This is a genomic window from Solirubrobacter soli DSM 22325 (assembly GCF_000423665.1).
Lineage (GTDB): Bacteria > Actinomycetota > Thermoleophilia > Solirubrobacterales > Solirubrobacteraceae > Solirubrobacter > Solirubrobacter soli.
In genome coordinates this window covers 333,228-356,907 of sequence record NZ_AUIK01000001.1, presented here as the reverse complement: position 1 = coordinate 356,907, position 23,680 = coordinate 333,228, and the positions used below count along the sequence as shown (strand labels likewise).

At 70.4% G+C, this 23,680-nt stretch carries 24 protein-coding genes; 20 read left to right on the top strand and 4 right to left on the bottom strand.

Annotated elements, in window-relative coordinates; all coding sequences use genetic code 11:
* Window positions 1-7: 7 nt before the first annotated feature.
* The gene (locus G569_RS0101770) at window positions 8-274 is read left to right on the top strand and encodes a hypothetical protein (RefSeq protein WP_028062137.1); all 267 of its coding nucleotides are present in this window, start codon (window positions 8-10) and stop codon (window positions 272-274) included.
* Here the strand turns inward: G569_RS0101770 and G569_RS44795 are convergent.
* Window positions 246-1,265 carry an esterase-like activity of phytase family protein gene (locus tag G569_RS44795; RefSeq protein WP_084284033.1) on the bottom strand — a complete coding sequence of 340 codons (1,020 nt, stop codon included), beginning with the start codon at window positions 1,263-1,265 and terminating at the stop codon, window positions 246-248. The genes G569_RS0101770 and G569_RS44795 overlap by 29 nt on opposite strands.
* Window positions 1,266-1,365: 100 nt before the next feature.
* Here G569_RS44795 and G569_RS0101760 point away from each other — a divergent pair, with 100 nt between their 5' ends.
* The 6 genes from G569_RS0101760 (at window position 1,366) to G569_RS0101735 (ending at window position 8,407) form a co-directional block, all read left to right on the top strand.
* Entirely contained in the window at window positions 1,366-2,742 is a 1,377-nt protein-coding gene (locus G569_RS0101760; protein ID WP_028062136.1) for an aminotransferase, read from the top strand.
* A gap of 6 nt (window positions 2,743-2,748) precedes the next feature.
* A complete protein-coding gene (locus tag G569_RS0101755; protein ID WP_028062135.1) occupies window positions 2,749-3,801 on the top strand; it encodes an ATP-NAD kinase family protein in 1,053 nt (350 codons plus the stop codon).
* Entirely contained in the window at window positions 3,798-5,153 is a 1,356-nt protein-coding gene (gene gcvPA / locus G569_RS0101750; RefSeq protein ID WP_028062134.1) for an aminomethyl-transferring glycine dehydrogenase subunit GcvPA, read from the top strand. Before G569_RS0101755 ends, gcvPA begins: the two co-directional genes overlap by 4 nt.
* Window positions 5,150-6,667: an aminomethyl-transferring glycine dehydrogenase subunit GcvPB gene (gene gcvPB / locus G569_RS0101745; RefSeq protein ID WP_028062133.1), complete on the top strand. Its 1,518-nt coding sequence runs from the start codon at window positions 5,150-5,152 to the stop codon at window positions 6,665-6,667. Before gcvPA ends, gcvPB begins: the two co-directional genes overlap by 4 nt.
* Window positions 6,668-6,734: 67 nt before the next feature.
* Window positions 6,735-7,565, top strand: coding sequence for a 3-hydroxyacyl-CoA dehydrogenase NAD-binding domain-containing protein (locus tag G569_RS0101740; protein WP_028062132.1), 831 nt, complete (start codon window positions 6,735-6,737; stop codon window positions 7,563-7,565).
* A gap of 47 nt (window positions 7,566-7,612) precedes the next feature.
* A complete protein-coding gene (locus tag G569_RS0101735) occupies window positions 7,613-8,407 on the top strand; it encodes an IclR family transcriptional regulator domain-containing protein (protein ID WP_037494177.1) in 795 nt (264 codons plus the stop codon).
* Here the strand turns inward: G569_RS0101735 and G569_RS0101730 are convergent.
* On the bottom strand, window positions 8,404-9,297 hold the full coding sequence (locus G569_RS0101730; RefSeq protein ID WP_028062130.1) for a VOC family protein: 894 nt from the start codon (window positions 9,295-9,297) through the stop codon (window positions 8,404-8,406). The two genes, G569_RS0101735 and G569_RS0101730, sit on opposite strands and share 4 nt — an antisense overlap.
* A 45-nt stretch (window positions 9,298-9,342) precedes the next feature.
* Here G569_RS0101730 and G569_RS44790 point away from each other — a divergent pair, with 45 nt between their 5' ends.
* From G569_RS44790 to G569_RS44780, 10 genes are all read left to right on the top strand, one after another.
* Window positions 9,343-10,122 carry a TIGR03619 family F420-dependent LLM class oxidoreductase gene (locus G569_RS44790; RefSeq protein ID WP_053225698.1) on the top strand — a complete coding sequence of 260 codons (780 nt, stop codon included), beginning with the start codon at window positions 9,343-9,345 and terminating at the stop codon, window positions 10,120-10,122.
* Entirely contained in the window at window positions 10,119-10,799 is a 681-nt protein-coding gene (locus tag G569_RS44785) for an SDR family NAD(P)-dependent oxidoreductase (RefSeq protein WP_037494175.1), read from the top strand. The genes G569_RS44790 and G569_RS44785 overlap by 4 nt, the downstream gene beginning before the upstream one ends.
* 173 nt (window positions 10,800-10,972) lie before the next feature.
* Complete coding sequence (locus tag G569_RS0101715; RefSeq protein ID WP_053225697.1) at window positions 10,973-11,725, top strand: SDR family NAD(P)-dependent oxidoreductase; 753 nt, start codon at window positions 10,973-10,975, stop codon at window positions 11,723-11,725.
* 212 nt (window positions 11,726-11,937) lie between these two features.
* Window positions 11,938-12,717 carry an amino acid ABC transporter ATP-binding protein gene (locus tag G569_RS0101710; RefSeq protein WP_084284029.1) on the top strand — a complete coding sequence of 260 codons (780 nt, stop codon included), beginning with the start codon at window positions 11,938-11,940 and terminating at the stop codon, window positions 12,715-12,717.
* Complete coding sequence (locus tag G569_RS0101705; RefSeq protein ID WP_028062127.1) at window positions 12,714-13,460, top strand: amino acid ABC transporter permease; 747 nt, start codon at window positions 12,714-12,716, stop codon at window positions 13,458-13,460. Before G569_RS0101710 ends, G569_RS0101705 begins: the two co-directional genes overlap by 4 nt.
* Window positions 13,461-13,481: 21 nt before the next feature.
* Entirely contained in the window at window positions 13,482-14,336 is an 855-nt protein-coding gene (locus tag G569_RS0101700; RefSeq protein ID WP_028062126.1) for a transporter substrate-binding domain-containing protein, read from the top strand.
* Between the two features lies 1 nt (window position 14,337).
* A complete protein-coding gene (locus G569_RS0101695) occupies window positions 14,338-15,702 on the top strand; it encodes an FAD/NAD(P)-dependent oxidoreductase (RefSeq protein ID WP_028062125.1) in 1,365 nt (454 codons plus the stop codon).
* Window positions 15,703-15,707: 5 nt separating this feature from the next.
* Window positions 15,708-16,793 carry an NAD(P)/FAD-dependent oxidoreductase gene (locus G569_RS0101690; protein WP_169542043.1) on the top strand — a complete coding sequence of 362 codons (1,086 nt, stop codon included), beginning with the start codon at window positions 15,708-15,710 and terminating at the stop codon, window positions 16,791-16,793.
* The gene (locus G569_RS0101685) at window positions 16,790-17,725 is read left to right on the top strand and encodes a dihydrodipicolinate synthase family protein (RefSeq protein ID WP_028062123.1); all 936 of its coding nucleotides are present in this window, start codon (window positions 16,790-16,792) and stop codon (window positions 17,723-17,725) included. The genes G569_RS0101690 and G569_RS0101685 overlap by 4 nt, the downstream gene beginning before the upstream one ends.
* Complete coding sequence (locus G569_RS44780; RefSeq protein ID WP_037494171.1) at window positions 17,722-17,991, top strand: (2Fe-2S)-binding protein; 270 nt, start codon at window positions 17,722-17,724, stop codon at window positions 17,989-17,991. Before G569_RS0101685 ends, G569_RS44780 begins: the two co-directional genes overlap by 4 nt.
* Before the next feature lie 153 nt (window positions 17,992-18,144).
* On the opposite strand, the gene G569_RS0101675 is transcribed toward G569_RS44780, so the two are convergent.
* Window positions 18,145-18,630: a pyridoxamine 5'-phosphate oxidase family protein gene (locus G569_RS0101675; protein WP_028062122.1), complete on the bottom strand. Its 486-nt coding sequence runs from the start codon at window positions 18,628-18,630 to the stop codon at window positions 18,145-18,147.
* Between the two features lie 54 nt (window positions 18,631-18,684).
* Here G569_RS0101675 and G569_RS0101670 point away from each other — a divergent pair, with 54 nt between their 5' ends.
* From G569_RS0101670 to G569_RS0101660, 3 genes are all read left to right on the top strand, one after another.
* On the top strand, window positions 18,685-19,140 hold the full coding sequence (locus G569_RS0101670; RefSeq protein ID WP_028062121.1) for a winged helix-turn-helix transcriptional regulator: 456 nt from the start codon (window positions 18,685-18,687) through the stop codon (window positions 19,138-19,140).
* Between the two features lie 78 nt (window positions 19,141-19,218).
* On the top strand, window positions 19,219-20,727 hold the full coding sequence (locus tag G569_RS44775) for an APC family permease (RefSeq protein WP_053225696.1): 1,509 nt from the start codon (window positions 19,219-19,221) through the stop codon (window positions 20,725-20,727).
* Window positions 20,728-21,480 carry a glucose 1-dehydrogenase gene (locus G569_RS0101660; protein ID WP_028062120.1) on the top strand — a complete coding sequence of 251 codons (753 nt, stop codon included), beginning with the start codon at window positions 20,728-20,730 and terminating at the stop codon, window positions 21,478-21,480. It abuts the gene before it with no gap.
* Here the strand turns inward: G569_RS0101660 and G569_RS44770 are convergent.
* A complete protein-coding gene (locus G569_RS44770; protein ID WP_037494451.1) occupies window positions 21,471-23,624 on the bottom strand; it encodes an MMPL family transporter in 2,154 nt (717 codons plus the stop codon). The two genes, G569_RS0101660 and G569_RS44770, sit on opposite strands and share 10 nt — an antisense overlap.
* Between the last annotated feature and the right edge of the window lie 56 nt (window positions 23,625-23,680).

Here is a 23,680-nt window from a genome sequence, read left to right as displayed (position 1 = left end):
GGTTCCGATGTCTCAGCCGAAGCGCCGCCTCCCCCAAGTTCGCGACGTCCCGTGGAGCGAGTTCCGCCGCCGCGCCGCGGTCGCGTTCGTCGCTCTGCAAGCGGGATGGATGGCGCTCTCCGCGGCCGAGCGCGAAGAGGTCCGCCGCCTGATCGTCAAGTCCAAGGGACGCCCGAAGACCCTCTCGAAGCTCGAGGCGCGCCGCCTGGGAGCGCTGGCGGCCAAGGCGGCGCAGGCCGCGGCGGTCAGAGGGCGAAGGCCAGGAACTGGGTGAACTGGGTCGCGGCGAAGTTGTTGTCGCTCACCAGCACGATCGTCTGACGGCCCCGCACACGGGGCCCGAACGTCAGCCCTTCGACGTTGTCGAGCGGGATGCCGAGCCGGTCGAGGTTCAACAGCAGCGTCTTGCGGGCCGTGCCGGACCGGTCGTCCAGCGACACGCTGTAGAGCTTGATCTTGTTGCCGGTCCCGGGCGCGCCGACCGAGAAGGAGCGCTCCATCGCGATCAGGCGATCCTTGCCCAGTGGCAGCAGTTCGACGAGGCCGTTGACCGAGAACGCGGTCGGCGGGACGGGCGGCTCCGCCACGGGATCGGTGACATAGGTCCACTGCCGCTCGAGCCGGCCTGAGCGCGTGTCGTAGCGAAGGATCCGCGCCGGGCTGCCGTTCGCGATCGTCGCCGGGGGACCGTCCTGGACGAGCGCGTTCTCCGTCCCGACGTACAGCGAGTGACCGTCGATGCCGGCGCTCTCGAACCCGAGGTTCTGGCGCACGCCGTGCGACGCGTCGACCGGGAGGAACGCCTGCGGGACCGGGAAGTCGGCGAGGAATCGCCCGTCGAGCGAGTAACGGCGCACGAACGGGTTGACGTGCGTGTTCGCGTAGCCCTCGGACGTGAGCACGAGCTCGTGGTGCTTGGTCAGCGCCAGCCCTTCGGGGTCGATCGCCGTCGCCGCGTAGGGGACGCCGCCCGGGGCGAGCAGCGACGTCACGCTCCGGAACTGCACGTCGCCGTCGGACAGCCGTCCGTCGCGCAGGTCCACGCTCACGGTGTAGTAGCGCACCGCGGCGGGATCGTCGGACAGCGTGTAGTAGACGCCGCGCCGCGCGTCATAGGTGATCGAGGACAGGCCTCCGACCGTGGTCCCGGCATACGTCGTCCCTGTCGGGACGATCGCTTGGCCGAGGTAGGTCAGCCGTGGGTGGGCGGCCGCCGGCGCCGCCAAGAGGAGTACCGCAAACACCGTCGCGAGCGTGGCTCTCATCGCTGCCTCCCAACTGGTCTGCCGGGATCGTAGTGGACATCGCCAGGCCCATTTGCCATGGTTCGTATGCCGTGCAACTGACCGCTATACGAGCAAGGCGATGACGACACCCTCTCTTCTCGCTCTTGGCGACGTCGATCGCCGCCACGTGTTCCACCCGTTCAGCGTGTTGTCGGAGCACGAGTCGAGCGGGCCACGGCGGATGATCGTCAAAGGCCAGGGCAGCACGCTGACCGACGATCAGGGGCGGCGGTACCTGGACGGGATGGCGGGGCTGTGGTGCGTCAACGTCGGGTATGGGCGGCCGGAGATCGCGGAGGCGCTCAAGCAGCAGGCGTTGAAGCTGCCCTACTACCACGCGTTCTCGTCGATGGCGACGGACGCGCCGGCGGTGCTCGCGGAGCGGCTGATCAACCTCGCTCCAGAGGGCATGTCGAAGGTGCTCTACGGCAACTCCGGCTCGGACGCCAACGACACGCAGATCAAGCTCGTGCGGATGTACAACAACCTGCTCGGGCGCCCGGAGAAGAAGAAGATCATCTCGCGAGCGCGCGGGTACCACGGGGTGTCGCTGGGCGCGGCGAGCCTGTCCGGGCTGCCGAGCATGCACAAGGCGTTCGACCTGCCGCTCCCGGAGATCCGCCACACGAAGGCGCCGTACCGGCTGTGGGAAGCGAACGACGAGACCGACGCCGAGTTCAGCGCCCGCCTTGCGAACGAGCTCGACGAGCTGATCGAGCGCGAAGGCCCGGACACCGTGGCCGCGTTCATCGCCGAACCGGTGCAGGCCGCGGGCGGCGTGATCGTCCCACCGCAGGGCTACTTCGAGGCCATCCAGGAAGTGCTCCAACGGCACGACGTCCTCCTGATCGCCGACGAGGTCGTGTCCGGGTTCGGCCGGCTGGGCGCGTGGTTCGGCTCGGAGGTCCTCAACCTCAAGCCCGACCTGATGACCGTCGCGAAGGGGATCACGTCCGCCTACGTGCCGCTCTCCGCCTGCCTCGTCTCGGAGAAGATCTGGCGCGTGCTCGCCGACCGCAGCGGCGCCGCGACCTTCAGCCACGGCTACACCTACACCGCGCATCCGATCGCGGCGGCGGCGGCGCTCGCCAACCTCGACGTCGTTCTCAACGACGGCCTCGTGGACCAGGCCAAGGCCCGCGGCGAGTACCTCCGGGAACGCCTGAACCAGGCCTTCAAAGACCACCCGCTCGTCGGCGAGATCCGAGGCATCGGGCTCGTCGCCGCGGTCGAGCTCGTGGCGACGAAGCACCCGCCGACCAAGTTCGAGACCACCGGCAAGGTCGCCGCGCGCGTCACGACGGAATGCCTCGAGCGCGGCGTGATCACCCGCGCGCTCCCGGAGGGCGACTCGATCTCCTTCTCGCCCCCGTTCGTGATCACCGAAGCCGAACTCGACGAGATCGTCGACGTGACCAAGGAAGCCGTCGACCTGGTCGCGCAAGAGGTGCTCTGATCGACCATGCCCACGCTCGGGCTCGTCGTGAACCCGATCGCCGGAATGGGCGGGCGCGTAGCGCTGCGGGGGACCGACGGGCCCGAGGCGTTGCGCCTCGCGCGCGAGCGGGGCGCGGTGCCGCTGGCCGGTGAGCGTGCGCGACGGGCACTCGCGCGGCTGCCGCTCGAGATCCGCCTCGTGGCGGCGCCGGGCGCGATGGGGGCGGACGTCGCCGCCGCGGCGGGGCTGCGGTGCGAGACGACCGGGACGACGTGCGCCGTGGACACGACCGCCGCCGACACGTGGGCGGCGGCGGCCGAGATGCGGGCGCGGCGCGTGGACCTCCTGCTCTTCGCCGGCGGCGATGGCACGGCCCGCGACATCCACGACGCCATCGGCGTCGAGGTACCGCTCGTCGGCATCCCGACGGGCGTGAAGATGCACTCGGGCGTGTTCGCCGCCACGCCCGACGCGGCAGGCCGGGCCGCGGCGGCGTACCTCCTCCGTCCGGGCGAGCTGCAGCAGGCGGACATCGCCGACGTCGACGAGGAGGCCGCGCGCGACGACCGCGTCGCGACGCGGCTCTACGGCGAGGCGCGCGTTCCGAGGGCGCCCCAGATCCTCGCCGCGAAGGCGCCCTCGCCCGCCGGGGACGGCGGCCTCCAGGCCCTCTGCGAAGCCCTCCGCTGGCTCCCAGGCGTCACGCTGCTCGGCCCCGGGACGACGACCGCGCGCATCCGCAGGGGGACGCTGCTCGGCGTCGACGCGCTCCTGGACGGCGAGCTGATCGCCACCGATCTGGACGAGCAGCGACTGCTCGAGATCGACGCCGATCGCCTCATCCTCGGCGTCGTCGGCGGCCAGGGCTCGCTGCTCGGCCGCGGCAACCAGCAGCTGAGCCCGCGCGTTCTGCGCCGGATTCCCGAGCTGACCATCGTCGCGAGCGCGGACAAGCTCGCGCGGCTGGACTGCCTGCGCGTCGACACCGGCGACGACGAGCTCGACGCGAAGCTCTGCGGCTACACCCGCGTTCACACCGCACCTGGGAGGACGACCGTGATGAAGGTCTCGACATGACGCATCCGTACATGGCGAACTCGGCGCCCGAGCTGCGGCAGGAGCTGCTCGACGCGGTCGGGATCGCCGATCCCGAGGAGCTGTTCGTCCAGATCCCGCAGGACCATCGGCTGCAGCGCCCGCTCGACCTCCAACCCGCGCTCCCGAGCGAAGGCGACCTGCAACGCCATCTGACGCGCACGCTGCGCAACAACGTCGACTGCGAGCAGGCGCTCTCGTTCCTCGGCGGCGGCGTCTGGCAGCACCACGTCCCCGCGGTCTGCGACGAGCTGGCGCAGCGGACCGAGTTCGTCACCTCCGAGTGGGGCACGCCCGCCTCCGACCACGGCCGCAACCAGGCCTGGTTCGAGTTCGCGAGCCAGCTCGGCGAGCTGCTCGAGCTGGACTTCGTCGGCCTGCCCGTCTACTCGTGGGGCTGCGCCGCCGGCCACGCGATCCGCATGGCGAGCCGCATCACGCAGCGCCGCGAGGTCCTCGTCCAGGCGAACCTCGACCCCGAGCGCGCCGCGGTCATCCGCACCTACTGCGAACCGCCGGAGATGCCGAGCCATATCACGGTCACGACGGTGAACAGTGTCGACGGTCGTCTCGACCTCGAGGACCTGTCGGCGAAGTTGAGCGACAAGGTGGCCGCGCTGTACCTCGAGACGCCGAACTCGCACGGCGTGATCGAGGCCGAGGCGGAGGAGATCGCGCAGCGCGTCCACGATGCGGGGGCGGAGCTGATCCTCGGCGTCGACCCGATCTCGCTCGGCGTCCTCGCCCCGCCCGGCCAGCTCAACGCCGACATCGCGGTCGGCTCCACGCAGCCGCTGGGCGTGCACATGCATTGCGGCGGCGGCGCCGGCGGCTTCATCGCCTCCCGCGACGAGGAGCGCTACGCGCGCGCCTATCCGACCCTGCAGGTCAGCATCGCGCCGACCACCCACGAGGGCGAGCGCGGCTTCACGATGACGCTGTTCGAGCAGACGTCGTACGGCCGCCGCGAGCTCGGCAACGACTGGACCGGCAACAGCGTCTACCTGTGGGCGATCGTCAACGCCGTCTACATGTCGCTGCTCGGCCCACAGGGCTTCGCCGAGCTGGGGGACCGCATCCTCCAGCGGAGCCACTACGCGGCCCGTCGCATCGACGAGCTCCCGAACGCGAGCGTCCGCCACTCTGGCTTCTTCAAGGAGTTCGTGGTCGACTTCGACAAGCCGGTCGAAGAGATCAACGCGGCGCTGAGGGCCAAGGGCATCTTCGGCGGTGGCGAGCTGACACCCACCAGCGCCCTCTACTGCGTGACGGAGGTCCACACGCAGCAGGACATCGACCGCCTCGTCGAGGCCCTCGCGGAGGTAACGGCATGAGCCTGCCCAACTACCACGCGGCCCGCTGGGACGAGCCGATCGTTCTGGAGATGGGCCGCCCCGGCCGCCGCGGCTTCATCGCGCCCGCCGCGATCGACGCGCCGATCCCCGACGTCCCGCTGCGCCGGAACACCCCGCCGAACCTGCCCGAGCTCTCCGAGTTCGAGGTCCAGCGCCACTACCTGCACCTCGCCCAGATGACGCTCGGGATGATGGGCGTGAACCTCTTCGGCACGTGCACGATGAAGTACAACCCGCGGCTGAACGAGCACGTCGTCGCCCGCCCCTGGATCGCCGAGCTGCACCCGGACCAGGACGAGGAGACGCTCCAGGGCGTCCTCGAGATCGTCCACTCCTTCGACCTGATCCTGCGCGAGCTCTCGGGCATGAGCGCGTTCGTCTTCCAGCCCGGCGGCGGCGCGGACGCCGCCTACACGCACGCCTGCATCACCCGCGCCTACCACGCGGCGCGCGGGCAGCTCCAGCAGCGCGACGAGGTCATCACCACGATCCAGGCCCATCCGTGCAACGCGGCGACCGCGGCCGCGGCGGGCTTCAAGATCGTCACGCTGCCGATCGAGCTCGACGGCTACGCGAGCGTCGAGGCGCTGGAGGCCGCGGTGAGCGACCGCACGGCCGCGCTGATGGTCAACAACCCCGACGACATGGGCGTCTACAACCCGCACATCAAGCGCTGGGTCGAGATCGTCCACGAGGCGGGCGGCCTCGCGTTCTACGACCACGCGAACTTCAACGGCGTCATGGGTCGCATCCGCGCCCGCGAGCTCGGCTTCGACGCCTGCATGTACATGCTCCACAAGACGTTCGGCGCGCCCAAGGGCGGAGGGGGTCCTGCCGTCGGCGCCTACGGGTGCAGCGAGGAGCTCGTCGAGTTCCTGCCGCGGCCGCTGGTCGGGCACGACGGCACGCGGTACACGATCGAGCGCGACGCCCCGCGCTCGATCGGCCGGGTCCGCGAGTACTGGGGGAACATCCCGGTGGTCGTCAAGGCGTACTCGTGGGCGCGGGCGATGGGCGCGGAGGGCATCAAGGACGCGGCCGACCTCAGCGTCCTCGCCAACAACTACATGGAGAAGCGCCTCCTGGCGGTGCGTGGGGTCACCCGCTCACATCCGGACGCGACGACCCCGCGGCTGGAGATGACCCGCTACTCGCTCGACACCGTCGCCCACGACACCGGCATCACCGTCTTCGACATCCAGAACCGGATGGTCGACTTCGGGATCGACGCCTTCTGGCTCAGCCACGAGCCGTGGCTGCTGCCCGAGCCGTTCACGCCCGAGCCGGGCGAGCTGTGGTCCAAGGAGGACATCGACCTCTGGATCGACGTGCTCGAGCACGTGATCGAGGAGGCGTACACGAACCCGGAGATCGTCCGGACCGCGCCGCACAACCAGGCGATCCATCAGGTCGACGGCTCGCGGGTCAACGAGCCCGACCGGTGGGCGACGACGTGGCGCGCGCACCAGCGCAAAGCGGCGGCGCCGGCGTGAGAGAGCCCGGCCAGTGGATGCGGGAGCATCATGCTCTCGCTTTCGGGCATCGCGAGGCGGTTGCTCGATGAGAGTCGCGATCGTCGGGGGCGGGTCGATCGGCGTCGGGTGGGCGGTGGTCTTCTCGCGCGCGGGACACGAGGTCCATGTGCATGAGCCCGACGCGGCGCGGCGCGAGGCCGTGCCGCGCGAGGTGGCCACGGTGCACGCCGACCTCGAAGCCGCGCTGGACGGCGCCGAGCACGTTCAAGAGTGCACGCCGGAGGACGAGACGCTCAAGCGGGAGCTGTTCGAGCGGCTCACCGAATTGACGCAGGACATCCCGCTCGCGAGCTCCTCCTCGGCGATCACCGCGTCGCGCTTCGCCCCCGGCAACCCGCGCGCGCTCGTCGCCCACCCCGGCAACCCGCCGTACCTGCTGCCGGTCGTCGAGCTCGTCCCCGCACCGTTCACCGACCCCGCGATCGTCGACCGCGTGGAGGAGACCATGCGCGCGGTGGGCATGTCGCCCGTTCGCATCCACAAGGAGATCGAGGGCTTCGTCTTCAACCGCCTCCAGGGCGCGGTCCTGCGCGAGGCGTACTGCCTCGTCCGCGACGGTGTCGCGTCGGTTGACGACATCGACCGCGTCATGCGCGAGGGGCTGGGGCGACGGTGGGCGGTGATCGGTCCGTTCGAGACCGCCGACCTGAACACCCGCGGAGGGATCGCCGAGCACGCGAAGCGGCTCGGCCCCGCCTACGCCCGGATGGGCGCCGAGCGCGGGCAGGACGACCCGTGGACGCCGGAGCTCGTCGAGCAGGTCGTCAACGAACGCCGCCGGCTGCTCCCGCTCGAGGAGTGGGAGGATCGCGTCGCCTGGCGCGACCGGCAACTGCTCGAACGGTCGTCGAGATGAGCGTCCACGGGCGGAGATGGCACGGCCCGCCGCTAACATCGCGCGCCGTGTCAGAGCTGGACGAAGACGTCGTTCCCGGGCGTCCGCGCGAGTTCATCCAGTCGCTCCAGCGGGGCCTGGACATCATCCGCGCGTTCGGCCCGCACGCGCCGATCCAGACCGTCTCCGAGCTGGCGGCCACCACCGGTCTGACACGCGCGACCGCGCGACGCTTCCTGATCACACTGATCGAGCTCGGCTACGTGGAGACCGACGGGCGGACCTTCCGGTTGACGCCTCGCGTGCTCGAGCTGGGCTACTCGTTCTTGAGCGGCCTCGGCTTCCCGGACGTCGCGCTCCCCCACCTCGAGCGCCTCGTCGCGCAGGTGGACGAGTCCAGCGAGGCGTCGGTGCTCGACAGCGAGGACATCGTCTACGTCGTGCGCGTCCCGTCGACCGCGGTGATGACGCTCGCGGTCAACGTCGGCGGCCGGATGCCCGCGCACGCGACCTCGATGGGCAAGGTCCTGCTCGCCAGCCTGCCGGACTCCGAGCTCGACGCGTACCTGGCCAAGGCGCAGCTGAAGTCCTATCTCCCGCGCACGGTCACCGACGCGGACGTGCTGCGCGAGCAACTGATGAAGGTGCGCGCGGCGGGCTACGCGATCGTCGACCAGGAGCTGGAGGAAGGGCTCGTCGCGATCGCCGCGCCGGTGCGGGCGCGAGGCGGGCGTGTCGCGGGCGCGATCAACCTGTCGACCCACATCGCCCGGCGCAGCGCCGACGATCTCCGTTCCGAGCTGCTCGCGCCGCTGCTGGCGACGGCGAAGGCGATCGAGGCCGACCTCGCCGGCGTGGCCTAGAACCGGGTCTCAGACAGACACACGGGCGTGCCGTCCGGGTCGGCGAAGTAGGCGTAGCGCCAGCTCGCGCCGTCGCCCAACTCGACCGTGAACGGCTCGCCCACCAGCTCGACCGCGCGGGCCGCGACGTCGAGGTTGCGCACGCCGACGCCGAAGTCGAACGGCCCGAGATGGCCCCACTCGCCGCGCATGTCGGGCGAGGGCGGGAAGGACTCGACCGGCTCCATCCCCGCGCCGAACGGGTTCGTGAGCAGCGTCATCTTCATCCGCGGCGCCTTGCCGGAGGGGAACCAGGGGTCCATCGGGTCGAACACGCCGTCGGAGTCGAAGACCATCCCGGTGAAGCCGAGCGCCGTGTAGAACGCGCGCGTCCGCTCGATCGACTCGACCCCGAACGCGACGTGGTTGACGCCCTGCGGGCCGTCCTCCCACGGGAACGGCGCCTCGTAGTCGAGCCACTCGATCAGCTCGATCTTCGTGCCGTCCGGGTCGGCGACGTACGACAGCGAGCACATCGTGCCGAACGGATCCAGGGGCGAGGAGTTGGGCTCCATCAGCGCCGGGTAGCCGTGTGCGACGAGCCGCTCGTAGAGCTTGGCCTGGCCCTTGACGTGGACGCAGACCTCGCAGACGCCGCGCTCACCCCACGCCATCCCTTCGGGCATCGGCGGCGGGTCTGCCAACGCCACGAGCTTCACCGCCCCGGAGCCGAGCACGGTGGGGTTCGCGGGGCGCAGCCAGACGACGTGCGCTTCGACGGTCCCGGCCGGACCGGCGAGCGGGCCTTGGTAGTCGAACGCGACGTCGCTGAATCCGACCTCGGCCCAGAACGCCTTCGACCGGCTCATGTCGGAGACACCGACCCCGATGTGATCGACACCCAGCATCATCGGTACGATGCTCGCAGATCGGGCGATCTCCCGCAATGCGAGCGAATGCGAATCGGGGCGAAACTACCGAACAGCGGACCACTGTCCGCTGACATCCCGGCGGCGGCGGTCGCGCTCGAGCGCGCGGGCTTCGACTCGCTCTGGGTCGCGGATCACATCGTGATGCCCGAGCGCATCGAGTCGCCGTATCCGTTCGGGCAGGTGACCTGGGCGACGGACATCCCCTACGTGGACGCATTGATCGCGCTTGCGCTGGCCGCCGCGGTGACGACGCGGGTCCGGCTCGGCACCGCGGCGCTGGTGCTCCCGCAGCGCAACCCGGTGCAGCTCGCGAAGCAGGCCGCGTCGATCGACGTGGCCTCCGGAGGGCGTCTCGAGCTGGGAGTCGGCGCCGGCTGGCTGGCCGAGGAGTTCGCCGCGCTCAACGTGCCGTTCGAGCGCCGCGGGGCGCGCATGGACGAGTGGATCGCGATCCTGCGCGAGTGCTGGACGGGCCGGACGGACGCGCGGCGCAGCGAGTTCTACGACCTGCCCGAGGGCACGCTGTGCCTACCGGCGCCGAGCGAGATCCCGATCCTGATCGGCGGCCACTCGCCCGCGGCCTTGCGACGGGCGGCCCGCAACAGCGGCTGGCTCGCGCAGCAGGACGCGGACAAGCTCGACCCGTCGACCCTGGTCTTCGACGGCCGTATCGTCCTGCGCATCGTCGGCTCGCTCGGCCGCGAGGCGCTCGTCGCCGAGCGGTTGAAGGAGTTCGACGTCGACGAGGTGATCGTCGACGTGCCGATCGACGACGCGCAGCGCGTGCGGGAGGTCTACGGATGAGGGTGCTCGTCACGGGTGGGGCCTCGGGTATCGGCGCCGCGATCGTCGAGCGCTTCGCGCGCGCCGGCGCGACCGGCCTGATCCTCGATCTCACCGACGGCGCGTGGCCGACCAAGCGGGTCGACGTGCGCGACGAGGACGCGCTCCGCGAGGCGCTGACCGAGGAGTTCGACGTCGTCGTCGCCGCGGCGGGCGTCGTCCCGCCATGGTCGAGCATCGATCAGCTCGACCTCGCGGAGTGGGACGAGGTCTTCGCCGTCAACGCCCGCGGCGTCGCGGCCACCCTCAAGCACGCTCGCGTGGTCGACGGTGGCGCGATCGTCGTCGTCGCCAGCCTCAACTCATGGAAGGGCGATCCGAACCTCGCCGCCTACGTCGCGAGCAAGCACGCGGTGCTCGGGATCGTCCGCGCCGCCGCGCTCGACCTCGGCCGGCGCGGGATCCGCGTCAACGCGGTCGGGCCGGGCCCGATCGCGACGCAGGCGTTGCTCGACCGCATGCGCCGCCGCGAGCAGGCGGGCGGACTCTCCGTCGAGGAGGCGCTTGCCGCCGCCGCGGCCGGCACCGCGCTCGGACGGATCGCGACCGCGCGCGAGGTCGCCGACGCCGTGTACTTCCTCGCCGGCGCGACCGGCATCACCGGACACCTGCTGCCGGTCGACGGCGGCATCGGCTAGGAGCCCGTTGATGAATACCGGTACGCCCGCTGCGGCACATCCGCAGCGTCTCGCGCCACTCGCGCTGCTCACGGCCCAGAGGGCCGCATCGCGAGCGCGTGCGACGCGAGCCACTGGCGGCTGCACCACATCGGTCGGATCGACCATTCATCAACGAACTCCAGGAGCCAGCGATGGACAAGACGGTCCTTTTGACCGGCGCGTCGGGCGGCATCGGGTCGGTCACGGCGCAGGAGCTCCTGCGCCAGGGCGCCCACGTGATCGCGCACTACGCCAACGATCGCGACGACGCGATCGCCGCCTGCGCGGACGCGCCCGAGGAGCGCTGGACGGTGGTGCAGGGGGACCTGTCGGTGCGCGGCGGCGCTCGCGCGCTGTGGCAGGACGCGCTGCGGTGGCGCGACCGCATCGACACCGTCGTCGTCAACGCCGCGACGATGCCCGAGACCCCGCTCGACGGCAGTGACGAGCAGTGGGACGAGGGGTGGGAGCGCACCATGCGCGTCAACGTGCTCGAGCCGGCGAGCCTCGTCCGGGAAGCGGTCAACCACTTCACGCAGAGCGGTGGCGGCACGATCATCGGGCTCTCCAGCTGGGCCGCCGAGCGTGGCAGCGCGATCCCCTCGCTCACCGCCTACGCGGCGTCCAAGGCCGCGATCCGCAACCTGATCCAGACGATCGCCCGTAACCACGCCCGCGAGGGCGTCCTCGCCTACGTCGTCGCACCCGGGATCGTGCGCACGCCGCTGTCGGAGATCTCCGCCACGTACCGCGGAGGAATCGACGCCGTCAACGCCGCGCTGGCCATGGGCGCGATGGTCGAGCCGATCGAGGTGGCGCGCACGATCGCGTTCCTCGCGGAGGGCTCCGTGCCGAACCTGACGGGCGCCACGCTCGACGTCAACGGGGCCAGTCACATCCGGTGAGGAGCCCGTCGACGAATACCGGTTCGCCCGCTGCGGCGCATCCGCGGCGTCTCGCGCCACCCGCGCTGCTCACGGCCCAGAGGGCCGCATCGCGAGCGCGCGCGGCCCGAGCCACTGGCGGCTGCACCACATCGGCCGGACCGACCATTCGTCGACGAACTCCGGCTTGACACTCCCACCCTCATCGTGCACCATGCGAACCATAGTTCGCTATGCGAGCAGTCGAGGACAGCACGATTTCCCTCCCGAACGCCTCTGAAGTGGCGAGCCGCGTCGTCGTCGAGCTGACGGGGATCCGCAAGTCCTTCGGCGACAACGAGGTCCTCAAGGGCGTCGACCTGACGGTGCACGCGGGCGAGCACGTCGTGATCTTCGGTCCGTCCGGGTCAGGCAAGTCGACGCTGCTGCGCACGATCAACCTGCTCGAGCCGCCCACGTCGGGCTCGGTCAAGGTCGACGGCAAGGAGTACGCCAAGGGTGGCTCCGCCATCGAGCTGCGCCGCACCGTCGGGATGGTCTTCCAGCAGTTCAACCTCTTCCCGCACCTGACCGCGCTCGAGAACATCACGCTGCCGCTGCGGCGGGTGAAGGGCGTCAAGCGCAACGAGGCCGAGGAGCGGGCCGCGCACGCGCTGAACCGGGTCGGGTTGCTGCGCCACGCCGCGCACTTCCCGCGCGAGATGTCCGGCGGCCAGCAGCAGCGGGTCGCGATCGCGCGGGCGCTCGCGCTGGACCCGAAGGTGATGCTGTTCGACGAGCCGACCTCGGCGCTCGACCCCGAGCTGGTCGGCGAGGTGCTCAGCGTCATGCGTCATGTCGCCGAGTCGGGCATGACGATGGTCGTCGTCACCCACGAGCTCGGCTTCGCCCGCGAGGTCGGCGATCAGAACGTGTTCATGGACGAAGGCATGATCGTCGAGCAGGGCCCGCGGGGCTTCTTCGAGACCTGCTCGAACCCGCGCACGAAGAACTTCCTGGCGGCGGTGCTGTGACCTTCGCCGTCAACAACTGGAGCCTGCTGTGGGACAACCGCTCGGCGCTCCTGCACGGCCTGCTCGTCGCGCTCGAGGTCTCGCTCGTGGCGCTCGTGTTGTCGACGATCGTCGGCCTGTTCCTCGCGCTGATGCGGATGAGCGCGCCGCCGCTGTCGTGGCTGGCCGCGATCTACATCAACATCTTCCGCGGCGTCCCGGCGCTGGTCAGCGTGATCTGGGTCTACTTCGGCCTCTCGCTCGTGCTCGGCGTCGAGTTCAGCACGTTCCAGGCGGGCGTGATCGCGCTGACGCTGCTCTACAGCGCGTTCATCTCGGAGATGTACCGCTCGGCGCTGGAGGCGATCCCGCACGGCCAGCGCGAGGCCGGCCTCGCGTGCGGCATGCACCCGATCCGCGTCTTCTTGTCGGTCACGCTGCCACAGGCGACCAAGATCGCGATCCCGAACATCGGCTCGATGTTCATCGGGATGGTCAAGGACACGTCGACGTTCACGGTGATCGGGCTGACCGAGGTCGTCCGCGTCACCCAGAACGTGAACTCGACGTACTTCCAGCCGTTCGTCCTCTACACCGGCGCCGCGGTGCTCTACGTCGTCGTCGCGTTCGCCATCGACTTCATCTTCCGGGCGATCGAGAAGCTCATGGAGAGCCCGCCCAAGGGCCGTGTCGCCCAGATGGTGACCCGGCGCAAGCGCCGCCGCATCGAGGCCGTCGTCAGTCGCGTCGGCGTCACAACCTGAAGGAGGCCGTGGATGTTCGGAGTGAGGACCACCGTCGCGCTGGCGGCGTTCGCGGCCACCGCGGCGCTCGCGTTCGCGGGCTGCGGGGGCGACGACAAGAGCAGCGACTCGGGGGCGGCGAAGTCGGAGAGCACCGCTGCGTCCAACGGCTTCAAGCCCTTGAACGCGGGCCAGCTGACCGTCGGCATGAACCTCCAGTTCAAGCCCGAGATGTACCTCGACGACAGCGGCAAGCCCGCCGGCTATGACGTCGACCTGCTCAACGAACTCGCGCCCGCCCTCAACGCCAAGCTCAACATCCAGAACCTCGACTTCAACGGCCTCATCCCAGGCCTGCAGTCGAAGAAGTTCGACATGGTCTCCGTGGGCTTGACGCCGACCGACGAGCGCAAGCAGGTCGTCGACTTCACCCGCGCCTACGTGCCGTACGCGCTCGTGCTCGGCGTGCCGTCGAAGGACGCCGCCTCGATCACGTCCGTCGATCCGCTCAACGCGAAGGGCAAGACGATCACGGCGCTGCAGGGCTCCTCCGGCGAGCAGCTCGCCAAGAAGCTGTTCCCGAACGCGAAGGTCCAGGGCTTCCCGGACCAGAACGCCGCGTTCCTCGAGGTCGCCACCGGCCGCGCCGACGGCATCGTGGTCGAGGACTATCTGCTCGCCCAGTTCCAGGCCTCCAACGCCGGCAAGCTCGACAAGGCCGCGATCGAGAAGCCGCTCGACGTCCAGTACGGCTCGTGGGCCGTGCCGAAGGGCAACGAGGAGTTCATCAAGTTCCTCGACGGCTGGCTCTGCAAGGCGCAGAACGACGGGACGCTCGAGCGCATCTACAAGAAGGACTTCGCGGTCGACGCGTTCCCACCGATGCCCTCCTGTTGAGGTGGAGTCGTATGACCTGCTGATCGTCGGAGGGGGTCCGGCCGGGTTGGCGGCGGCGGCCGAGGGCGCCGCCGCCGGGCTCGACGTCGGCCTCGTCGATGAGCGGGTCACGCTCGGCGGCCAGATCTACAAGCAGCCGGGCTTTGTCGTTCGCGATCACCGGGCGCTCGGCGCCGATCACCTGCGTGGCCGCGCGCTGATCGACGCGGCGTCCGCGGCGCGGGTGATGACGCAGACGGTCGCGCTGGCGATCGAGGGGTTCGAAGCCGTGTTGGCGACGGAGGGCGAGTCGGCGCGTCGCGTGGCGTTTCGGCGGCTGCTCCTCGCCGCGGGCGCGCACGACCGACCGGTGGCGTTCCCCGGCTGGACGCTCCCGGGCGTGCTCACCGCGGGCGGCGCGCAGACGTTGGTCAAGACGCAGCGGGTGCTGCCGGGGGAGCGCATGCTCTTCGCGGGGAGCGGGCCGCTCGCGCTCGCGTTCCCGGCGCAGTTGCGCGGGTACGGCGCGAACGTCGTCGGCGTGCTGGAGGCGGGGCCGGCGCCGCGGCCGGGTGACGTGGCGCGGATGGCGTTCGCCGCGCGGGGGAACGTGGGGCTGCTCCGTGACGCGGTCCGCTATCGCGCGCAGTTGCGGGGGACGCCGCTGCGCTACGGCCGCATCGTCGTGCGCGCCGAAGGCGACGGCCGCGTCGAGTCCGTCACCCACGCCGCGGTCGACGGCGACTGGCGGGTGCTCGCCGGCACCGAGGAGACCGTCGCGGTCGACACCCTGTGCCTCGGCTACGGGTTCGTTCCCTCGGTCGAGCTGCCGCGGCTCGCGGGCTGCGAGGTCGGGTTCGACGAGGACCGCGGCGGCCCGGTCGTGCTGGTCGACGAGTGGATGCGGACGACGGTGCCGGGCGTGCTCGCCGCGGGGGACGGGACCGGCGTCGAGGGGTCGTACGTCGCCGTCGACGAAGGGCGGCTGGCGGCGCTCGGGGCGGCGCTCGACCTCGGCACGATCTCGCATGCGAACGACGCGCCGATCCGGGCGCGGATCGCCCGCAAACGGGCCTTCCGGGGCGCGTTGGCGCGCATGCACCGGGTCGGCCCGGGCGTGTTCGAGCTCGCGCAGCCCGACACGATCGTCTGCCGCTGTGAGAGCGTGACGCGGGCGATGCTCGAGGACGCGGACACGTCGGACATCAACGTGGCCAAGGCCTACACGCGCGCGGGCATGGGGCTCTGCCAGGGCCGCAACTGCCAGCGCCAGGTCGCCGCGTTGATCGGCGCGTCGGCGGTCGCGACCCCGCGCCTTCCCGCGCGGCCGGTCGCGCTGGGCGTGATCGCGCGCGAGCCGGACGAGGACCTCGGGCGCTTCCAATGAGGGACGTGCTGATCATCGGCGGCGGGATCGCGGGCGTCTCGCTCGCGGATCACCTCGCGCGCGCGGGCGTGGACGTCGTCCTGGTCGAGCGCGGCGAGCTCAACCGCGAGGCCTCAGGTACCAACGCCGGCTCGATGCACCTGCAGATCGCGATCCACCAGTTCATCAAGGGGATGGACGATCCCGGCGAGGCGGAGCGGCTGCAGGAGGAGACGCGGCTCGCGGCCGAGGCGGCGGAGCTGTGGAAGGCGCTCGACGACGACCTCGGCCTCGACTTCCACGTCACCGGCGGGCTGATGGTCGCCGAGACGCCCGAGCAGTTGCAGCTGTTGCGCGACAAGCAACCGCTGGAGGCCGCGGCGGGGCTGGAGACGCATCTCTTGGAAGGCGCCGAGCTGCGCGCCTTCGCGCCGTACCTGTCCGAGCGGGTGATCGGCGCGACGTACTGCCCCGCCGAAGGCCACGTCAACCCGTTGATCGCGGTCGAGCGGCTCGCGCGCAGGTCAGGCGCGGAGATCGTCACGCACGCCGAGGTGACCGCGATCGAACCGGGCTTCCGCGTCGTGACGTCGGCCGGCGTCTTCGAGGCCGAGCGGGTGGTCAATGCCGCGGGCGCGTGGGCGCCGCGGTTCCAGCGGCTGCCGATGCGCGCGATGGGCCTGCACGTCAACGTCACCGAGCCGCGCGCCCGCCTGCTCGAGCCGATGATCCAGCACATCGGGCGCCGCCTGACCCTCAAGCAGGCCTACAACGGGACGTTCATCATCGGCGGCGGCTGGCCGTCGCGGGAGGCGCCCGGACGCTGGGCGACGACGTGGGAATCGACCGCCGGGAACGCGGCGGTCGCCGTCGACGTCGTGCCCGCGCTGCGCGACGTGCGCCTGCTGCGCACCTGGTCGGGCGTGATCGCGTGGACCGATGACGTCTCCCCGCTGCTCGGCGAGTCCGAGGTGCCTGGCCTCTACACGATCGTCGTGGGATCGTCCGGCTACACGCTCAGCCCATTGTTCGCGCGCATGCTCGCGGAGCAGATCGTCAGCGGCACGCCGCTCCCACTGGAGTACTCACCCGAGCGAAGGACACCGGCATGAACCGAGACACCGTCGACTGGCGCGGCTACTTCGCCGCGGTCCCGACCCCGTTCGACGAGGACGGCTCGCTCGCGCTCGGCCAGTTGCGCGAGCTGCTCGAGTTCTACGTGCGCCAAGGCCTGCACGGCGTCCTGGTGCTCGGCACGACCGGCGAGTGGTTCTCGCAATCGACCGAGGAGCGCCGGCTCGTGGCCGAGACCGCGATCGACGCGGTCGACGGCCGGATCCCGGTCCTGATCGGGTGCACCGACTACACGGCGGACCTGGTCGTCGAGCATGCCCGTCACGCCTTCGACGCGGGAGCGGCCGGCGTCACCTCGACTCCGCCGCCGTACTGCAAGCCGTTCGAGGACGAGATCGTCGCCTTCTATGAGGACATCGCCGCGGGCGCGCCGGACGTGCCGCTGATGATCTACAACTGGGTCCACGGCACGAGCGTCGAGATCGGGACCGCGCTCGCCGAGCGGCTGGTCGACATCGACACCGTGGTCGCCTTCAAGGACTCGACGCCGCACGTCGAGCAGTTCTACGCGAGCTCGCGCGCGGTCAACGATCGCGTGCGCGTCTTCGGTCCGTACATGTCGACCGCGGGCTACGAACAGCTCAAGACGTACGGCGGGGACGGCACGATCGGCGGCGGTTCGTTGTGGGGTCGCCCCGACCCGGAGTTCTGGGAGGCGCACTGGCGCGGAGACGAAGCCGCCGCGCTCGCGCACGCTCGCAGAACCGAGGAGCTGTTCCCGAAGCTGTGGCTGCCCGGCGGCTGGGCCGGACAGCACGGGCACTACGCGTCAGAGCTCAAGGCGCTGATGAAGCTGCTCGGCCAGCCGGGCGGGACCGTGCGGCGGCCGCGGCTCCCGATCACCGACCCCGCCGCGCTGGAGGAGATGCAGGCGATCCTGGCGGAAGCCGGTTTGCTCGTCACGGCATGAGGCTGCCGGTCGAACGCGGCCCCGCGGTGACGATCTCGCTCGACGGGCGCGCGGTGACCGCCTACGAGGGCGAGACCGTGGCGACGGTGCTCTTCGCGGAGGGCATCATCGCCGTCCGCACGACCGCCGCCGGCGAGCCCCGCGGCGTCTTCTGCGGCATGGGCGTGTGCTTCGACTGCCTGGTGGTCGTCGACGGCCTCCCGAACACCCGCGCGTGCATGACGCCGGTGGTGGACGGGATGCGGATCGAGCTACACGCCCCCTAGGAGAGCCGGTTGACGAATACCGGTGCGCCCGCTGCGGCACATCCGCGGCGTCTCGCGCCACCCGCGCTGCTCACGGCCCAGGGGGGCCGCATCGCGAGCGCGTGCGTCGCGAGCCACTGGCGGCTGCACCACATCGGTCGGACCGACCATTCGTCAACCGACTCTCAGGGCGCTCGGCATCCGGGTCTGGAAGTCGAGCACGCCCACCCACGTCGGGCGCACCGCGATCCGCGCCATCCGCGTGCCCGGCTGGTCGATCTGGGCGAGGTAGCCGTCCGCCTGCTCGGAACCGAGGTAGCGCCGGGCGGCCTGCGCGTACTCGGTGGGGATGCCTTCGATCTCGGTGACCTCCGCGGTGCCGCGGATCGTCAGCACCTCGGGCGGGAACGACTCGGTGTCGATGCTGATCGCGACCTCGGGGTGCTCGCGCAGCTGGCGGACGCGGTAGGCGGGGTGGCGGATGTGCGGCGCCGAGATGAACGTCGGCATGACGAGCTCCTCGCCGGTCCACACGAACCAGCTCGCGACGATGCGCGGCATGCCGTCCGCTCCGGTGTAGGCGTAGCGCGCGGGAACGGTCGATTCCAGCAGGCGCTGCGCGACGTCGCTCTCGATGAGCTTCGGGTCTCCCTGTTCCATGCGGCGAAGGTATCACAGTAAGTTCCCTAAGGGAACTAAGCTAGGATCTGCGTCATGCAGCGGACCGACTTCTCCCAGATGACGTGCTCGATCGCCCGCAGTCTCGCGGTCGCCGGTGAGCCGTGGTCGCCCCTCGTGCTGCGCGACGTCTGGGTGGGGATCAACCGCTTCGACGACATCCAGCGCGACCTCGGCGTCTCCCGCAAGGTGCTGACGGAGCGGCTCAAGGTGCTGGTCGAGGCGGGGATGCTCGAGCGCCAGGCCTACTCCGCGCGCCCCCCGCGGCACGAGTACGTCCTGACCCAGAAGGGACTCGAGTTCGTCGAGGTGCTGATGGTCATGGCCGCGTGGGGGGACAAGTGGACCGCGGGCGAGGCCGGCCCGCCGGTGTACCGGCGTCACCGGTCGTGTGGGCAGATCAGCCAGGTCGAGCTGCGCTGCTCGGCGTGCGGCGAGCCGCTGCACGCGGCCGACGTCGATGTCGAACCGGGGCCGGGCATGCTCGTATAGCGAGCAAAGAAACGCATTGCGATCGAAAGGGCGTTATGCGAGCATTCGCGCGGTAGGCGAACGTCGTCGAGGAGAGAGATGCCGACCACCGCTTTGCGCCGCAACGAGCTCGGTTTCGCCGAGGTGCTCTTCCAGGCACTGGCCTCGGCCGCGCCCGGACTCTCCGTCACGCTGGCGGTCGTCGTCGGTGCGAACTTCGCGGGTGGTGCGCTCTCGCTCGCGCTCGTCTTCGCCCTGATCGGCATCCTGCTCGTCGCCACGTGCATCGGGCAGATGGCGCAGCGGTTCCCGTCCGCGGCCGGCTTTTACACATACGTCTCGCGCGGGCTGCACCCGTCGCTCGGGCCGATGGTCGCGTGGCTGTACCTGGCGGTCTGGATCGTGTTCCCGTCGACGCTCTTCCTCCCGTTCGGCAACTTCGTCGCGACCACGTTGAACGACGCGTGGGGCTGGGCGGAGGGCCCGGTGTGGATCGTGTGCGCCGCGTTGTGCATGGCGCTCGTCTTCGCGTTCGTCTACTCGGGCGCGCGCTTCTCCACCAACGCGGGCATCGTGCTCGGCGTCACCGAGTTCCTGATCCTGGGCGTGCTCGCGCTGACGCTGATCGCCAAGGCGGGGTCGAACAACACGCTGAGCGTCTTCGGCACCGGCCAGGCGCACGTCGACGGCTTCGCCGGGATGTCCGGGATCTTCGCCGGCATGGTCTACGCGATCTATGGCTTCGTCGGCTTCGAGAACGTCGCGCCGCTCGCCGAGGAGGCCAAGAACCCGCGGCGCAGCGTGATGCAGGCGGCGATCCTCTCGCCGCTGATCCTCGGCGCGTTCATCATCTTCTGCACCTACGCGGTGACCGTGTACTTCGGGCCGGACCGCTTCTCCCAGTTCCCCGCCTACAACAACGGCGACGCCTGGATCGGCATCACCAAGGATGTCTGGCATGGCGGCTGGTACGTGCTCCTGTTCGCGCTGCTCAACTCGTGCATCGCGTCGGCCAACGGCGCGACCAACGCCGGGACGCGGCACGTCTATTCGATGGGGCGGATCGCGCTGCTGCCGCGGTCGCTGGCGCGGACGTCCGAGAAGACCGGCGTGCCGATCACCGCGCTGGGGCTGATCGCGGCGGTCTCGATCCTCGCCACCTACATCACCGGCAACGTGTTGAAGGGCGGCCCGCTGCAGGCCTTCGCGTTCCTCGGCACGATCGAGACGATCACGGCGATCCTGCTCTACATGCTCGTCTCGCTGTCCGCGCTCGTGTACTTCGCGCGGGCGCGGGAGGAAGGCCACAACCTGCTGCTGCACACGGTCGTGCCGGTGCTCGCGATCGTCGTGATGATCCCCGCGCTGATGGCCGCCGTCGGCATCGGCTCGGGCGTCTTCTCCTTCATCTCCCCGCTCCCCGGCCCGTTCAACATCGCGGCGTGGATCACCGTCGGCTGGCTCGTGCTGGGCGTGATCTACGCGGTCTGGATCTGGATCGCCCACCCCGATCGGGCGCGCGCGACCGAGACGATCTTCATCGACGAGCCCGCCGCCGAACCGAGCTCGCGGTTCGCGCAGGAGCGCTCGGCCACCACCGCCGTGTAAGTGCTGCGTCTGGACGGGCAGGCGGCGATCGTCACCGGCGGCGCGCGCGGCATCGGGCGCGGGATCGCGACCGTGCTCGCCGCCGAGGGCGCGCACGTGGCGATCGCCGATCTGGATCTCGAAGGCGCGCGGGTGACCGCCGCCGCGCTGGACGGCATCGCGGTGCGCGTCGACGCGCGCGACCGCCTCGATGCGGCCGCGATGGCCGCCGCGGTGCTCGAGTCCTTCGGCCGCATCGACATCCTCGCCGCCAACGCCGGCATCTACCCGCTCGCGTTGGTCGAGCAGATCGACGAGCGCGAGTGGGACCGCGTCAACGACCTCAACACCAAGGGCGCCTTCTGGGCGCTCCAGGCGTGCGTGCCGGCGATGCGCGCCGCGGGCTATGGCCGCATCGTCCTGACGTCCTCGATCACGGGTCCGATCACCGGCCACCCCGGCTACGTCCACTACGGCGCCTCCAAGGCGGCGATGCTCGGGTTCATGCGCTCGGCGGCGATCGAGCTCGCTCCGTCGGGCGTGACGGTCAACGCCGTCATGCCGGGCAACGTCGCGACCGAAGGACTCGACGAAGCGGGGGACGAGCACCAGCGCCGGATGCTGGCCTCGATCCCGATGAGGCGCTTCGCGGACCCCGCCGACATCGGCTGGGCCGTGCGCTTCCTGGCCTCCGTCGAGGCCCGCTACATCACGGGCCAGACGCTGATCGTCGACGGAGGCCAGGTACTGCCGGAGACGCCCGACTACGTGTAGGCGGGGACCTCGCGGTGCTTGGCGTGCGCGCCCTCCTCGGGCGGCTCGATGTTGAGGTGCGGCAGGCGCTTGTCCAGCCACTTCGGCATCCACCACATCGCCGGACCCGCGAGGTGCATCACCGCGGGCAGCAGCAGCAATCGGATGATGAACGCGTCGATGAAGATCGCGACGCCGAAGCCGACGCCCATCATCGCCAGCGCGCGCTCGTTGCCGATCGCGAAGGCACCGAAGACCGCGATCATGATGATCGCCGCCGCGGTGACGACGCGGCCGGTCATCGCCAGCCCGTGCTGGACCGCGTAGCGGGCGTTCTTGGTGTGCGTCCACTCCTCGTGCATGCGCGAGACGAGGAAGACCTCGTAGTCCATCGACAGGCCGAACACGACGGCGAAGACCATGATCGGCAGGAACGACTCGATCGGGCCGGTCGCGCCGCCGAACAGCGACGCCCCATGGCCGTCCTGGAAGATCAGGGTCACGACGCCGAACGCGCCGCTGATCGACAGCAGGTTGAAGATGCCGGCCTTGACCGGGATCAGGATCGAGCGGAAGACGATCGCCAGCAGCAGCAGTGACAGGCCGACGACGACGCCGATGAACAGCGGGAGCTTGTCGCGGATCGTCTGCGAGAAGTCGATGTTGCTCGCGGTCGTGCCGCCGATCGACACGCGCGCGCCGGTCTCACGCGCCACCGGCGGGAGCGTCACGTTGCGGGCGGTCTTGACGGTCTCGTCGGTCGTCTCGTCCTGCGGCGTGGTCGTCGGGTAGGCGATCATCGTCGCCGTGTCGCCCGCCGGGTTCAGCTGCGGCGGCAGCACCTGGGCGATGCCGTCCTGCTTGCTCAGCGCGTCGCTGATCTGCTGCAACGGCGCGGTGTCGCCCTTCTTCGGCAGCTCGACCGCCAGCAGCAGCGGAGCGTTGAACCCGGGGCCGAAGCCCTCCTTGAGCAGGTCGTACGCGACGCGCGCCGTGTCGTCGGACTTGTACGTGGACGCGTCGCTGCTCGCCAGACGCATGTGCAGCGCCGGCGCCGCGAGCGCCAGCAGCACGGCCAGCGCGGCGATCGCGACGGGCAGCGGCCGGCGGGCGACGAAGCCGCTCCAGCGGGCGGAGAAGCCGCGCTCCTCGTCGGCGCTGGTCGCCTCGGCCTTCTTGATCCGGCGGCCGATGCGCGAGCCCATGATCGCCGGCATCAGCGTGAGCGCGGCGACCATGGTGCAGAGCACCGACAGCGCGGCGCCGATCGCCGGGCCGTAGAGGAACGAGATGCCGAGCAGCATCATGCCGAGCATCGCGATCACGACGACGATGCCGGCGAACAGCACGGCGCGGCCGGCGGTGTCGAGCGAGATGATCGTCGCCTCGCGGGTGTCCTTCCCCGCGCCGCGTTCGAGCCGGAACCGGTTGAGGATCAGCAGCGCGTAGTCGATGCCGACGCCGATGCCGATCATCGCCGCCAGCTGCGGCGTCCAGTCGACGACATCGAGCACCTGCGTCCCGATCACCGCCGTGAGCGACAGGCTCACCACCATCGCGAACAGCGCGTTCAGCAGCGGCAGGCCCATCGCGACGACGCCGAGCGTCAGGAACAGCACGAGCGCCGCGACGAGGAGGCCGAAGATCTCGCCCGCGCCGCCCTGCTCGGCCGTCGACCAGTGGATGATGTCGCCGCCGAGCGCGACCTGCACGCCGCCTTGCCCGTCGAGCTTCAGGGTCTGCTCGGCCATCGTCTTCACGGCCGGGGCGTCGACCTCGCCGGCGGGCCGCTTGAACATGATCTGCGCGAAGGTGATCCTGCCGTCCTTCGACACCGGCGCGCCCTCGGCGAACGGATCGCCCACGGCGAGCACCTCGGGCGACTTCTTGATCGTGGCGATCGTCTTGTCGATCTCGGCCTTGTGGTCGAGCACCGCGCCGTCCTTGACCGCGAAGACGACGCTCGCGGTGTCGCCGGCCTGTTGCGGGAACTTGTCGTTCAGTAGGTCATACGCCCGCTGGGATTCCGTTCCCGGCAGATTGAAGTTGTTGACGTAATCCCCTGCGGCGGTCATCCACAGGGCAGCAAGAAGAACGAACGCCCCGACCCACAGGCCGATGACGGTGCGGCGCCGATCGTGGCACCAGGCGGCAAGACTGCGCATAAATGAGACATTAAGTCTCGGGGGGCGAACAATCGTTCGTGCTAGCCGCACTAACC

Coding starts and splice junctions, on each gene's coding strand:
- G569_RS0101770 (WP_028062137.1), top strand. CDS start 8: ATGTCTCAGCCGAAGCGCCGCCTCCCCCAAGTTCGCGACGTCCCGTGG.
- G569_RS44795 (WP_084284033.1), bottom strand. CDS start 1,265: ATGAGAGCCACGCTCGCGACGGTGTTTGCGGTACTCCTCTTGGCGGCG.
- G569_RS0101760 (WP_028062136.1), top strand. CDS start 1,366: ATGACGACACCCTCTCTTCTCGCTCTTGGCGACGTCGATCGCCGCCAC.
- G569_RS0101755 (WP_028062135.1), top strand. CDS start 2,749: ATGCCCACGCTCGGGCTCGTCGTGAACCCGATCGCCGGAATGGGCGGG.
- gcvPA (WP_028062134.1), top strand. CDS start 3,798: ATGACGCATCCGTACATGGCGAACTCGGCGCCCGAGCTGCGGCAGGAG.
- gcvPB (WP_028062133.1), top strand. CDS start 5,150: ATGAGCCTGCCCAACTACCACGCGGCCCGCTGGGACGAGCCGATCGTT.
- G569_RS0101740 (WP_028062132.1), top strand. CDS start 6,735: ATGAGAGTCGCGATCGTCGGGGGCGGGTCGATCGGCGTCGGGTGGGCG.
- G569_RS0101730 (WP_028062130.1), bottom strand. CDS start 9,297: ATGATGCTGGGTGTCGATCACATCGGGGTCGGTGTCTCCGACATGAGC.
- G569_RS44790 (WP_053225698.1), top strand. CDS start 9,343: ATGCGAATCGGGGCGAAACTACCGAACAGCGGACCACTGTCCGCTGAC.
- G569_RS44785 (WP_037494175.1), top strand. CDS start 10,119: ATGAGGGTGCTCGTCACGGGTGGGGCCTCGGGTATCGGCGCCGCGATC.
- G569_RS0101715 (WP_053225697.1), top strand. CDS start 10,973: ATGGACAAGACGGTCCTTTTGACCGGCGCGTCGGGCGGCATCGGGTCG.
- G569_RS0101710 (WP_084284029.1), top strand. CDS start 11,938: ATGCGAGCAGTCGAGGACAGCACGATTTCCCTCCCGAACGCCTCTGAA.
- G569_RS0101685 (WP_028062123.1), top strand. CDS start 16,790: ATGAACCGAGACACCGTCGACTGGCGCGGCTACTTCGCCGCGGTCCCG.
- G569_RS44780 (WP_037494171.1), top strand. CDS start 17,722: ATGAGGCTGCCGGTCGAACGCGGCCCCGCGGTGACGATCTCGCTCGAC.
- G569_RS0101675 (WP_028062122.1), bottom strand. CDS start 18,630: ATGGAACAGGGAGACCCGAAGCTCATCGAGAGCGACGTCGCGCAGCGC.
- G569_RS0101670 (WP_028062121.1), top strand. CDS start 18,685: ATGCAGCGGACCGACTTCTCCCAGATGACGTGCTCGATCGCCCGCAGT.
- G569_RS44775 (WP_053225696.1), top strand. CDS start 19,219: ATGCCGACCACCGCTTTGCGCCGCAACGAGCTCGGTTTCGCCGAGGTG.
- G569_RS44770 (WP_037494451.1), bottom strand. CDS start 23,624: ATGCGCAGTCTTGCCGCCTGGTGCCACGATCGGCGCCGCACCGTCATC.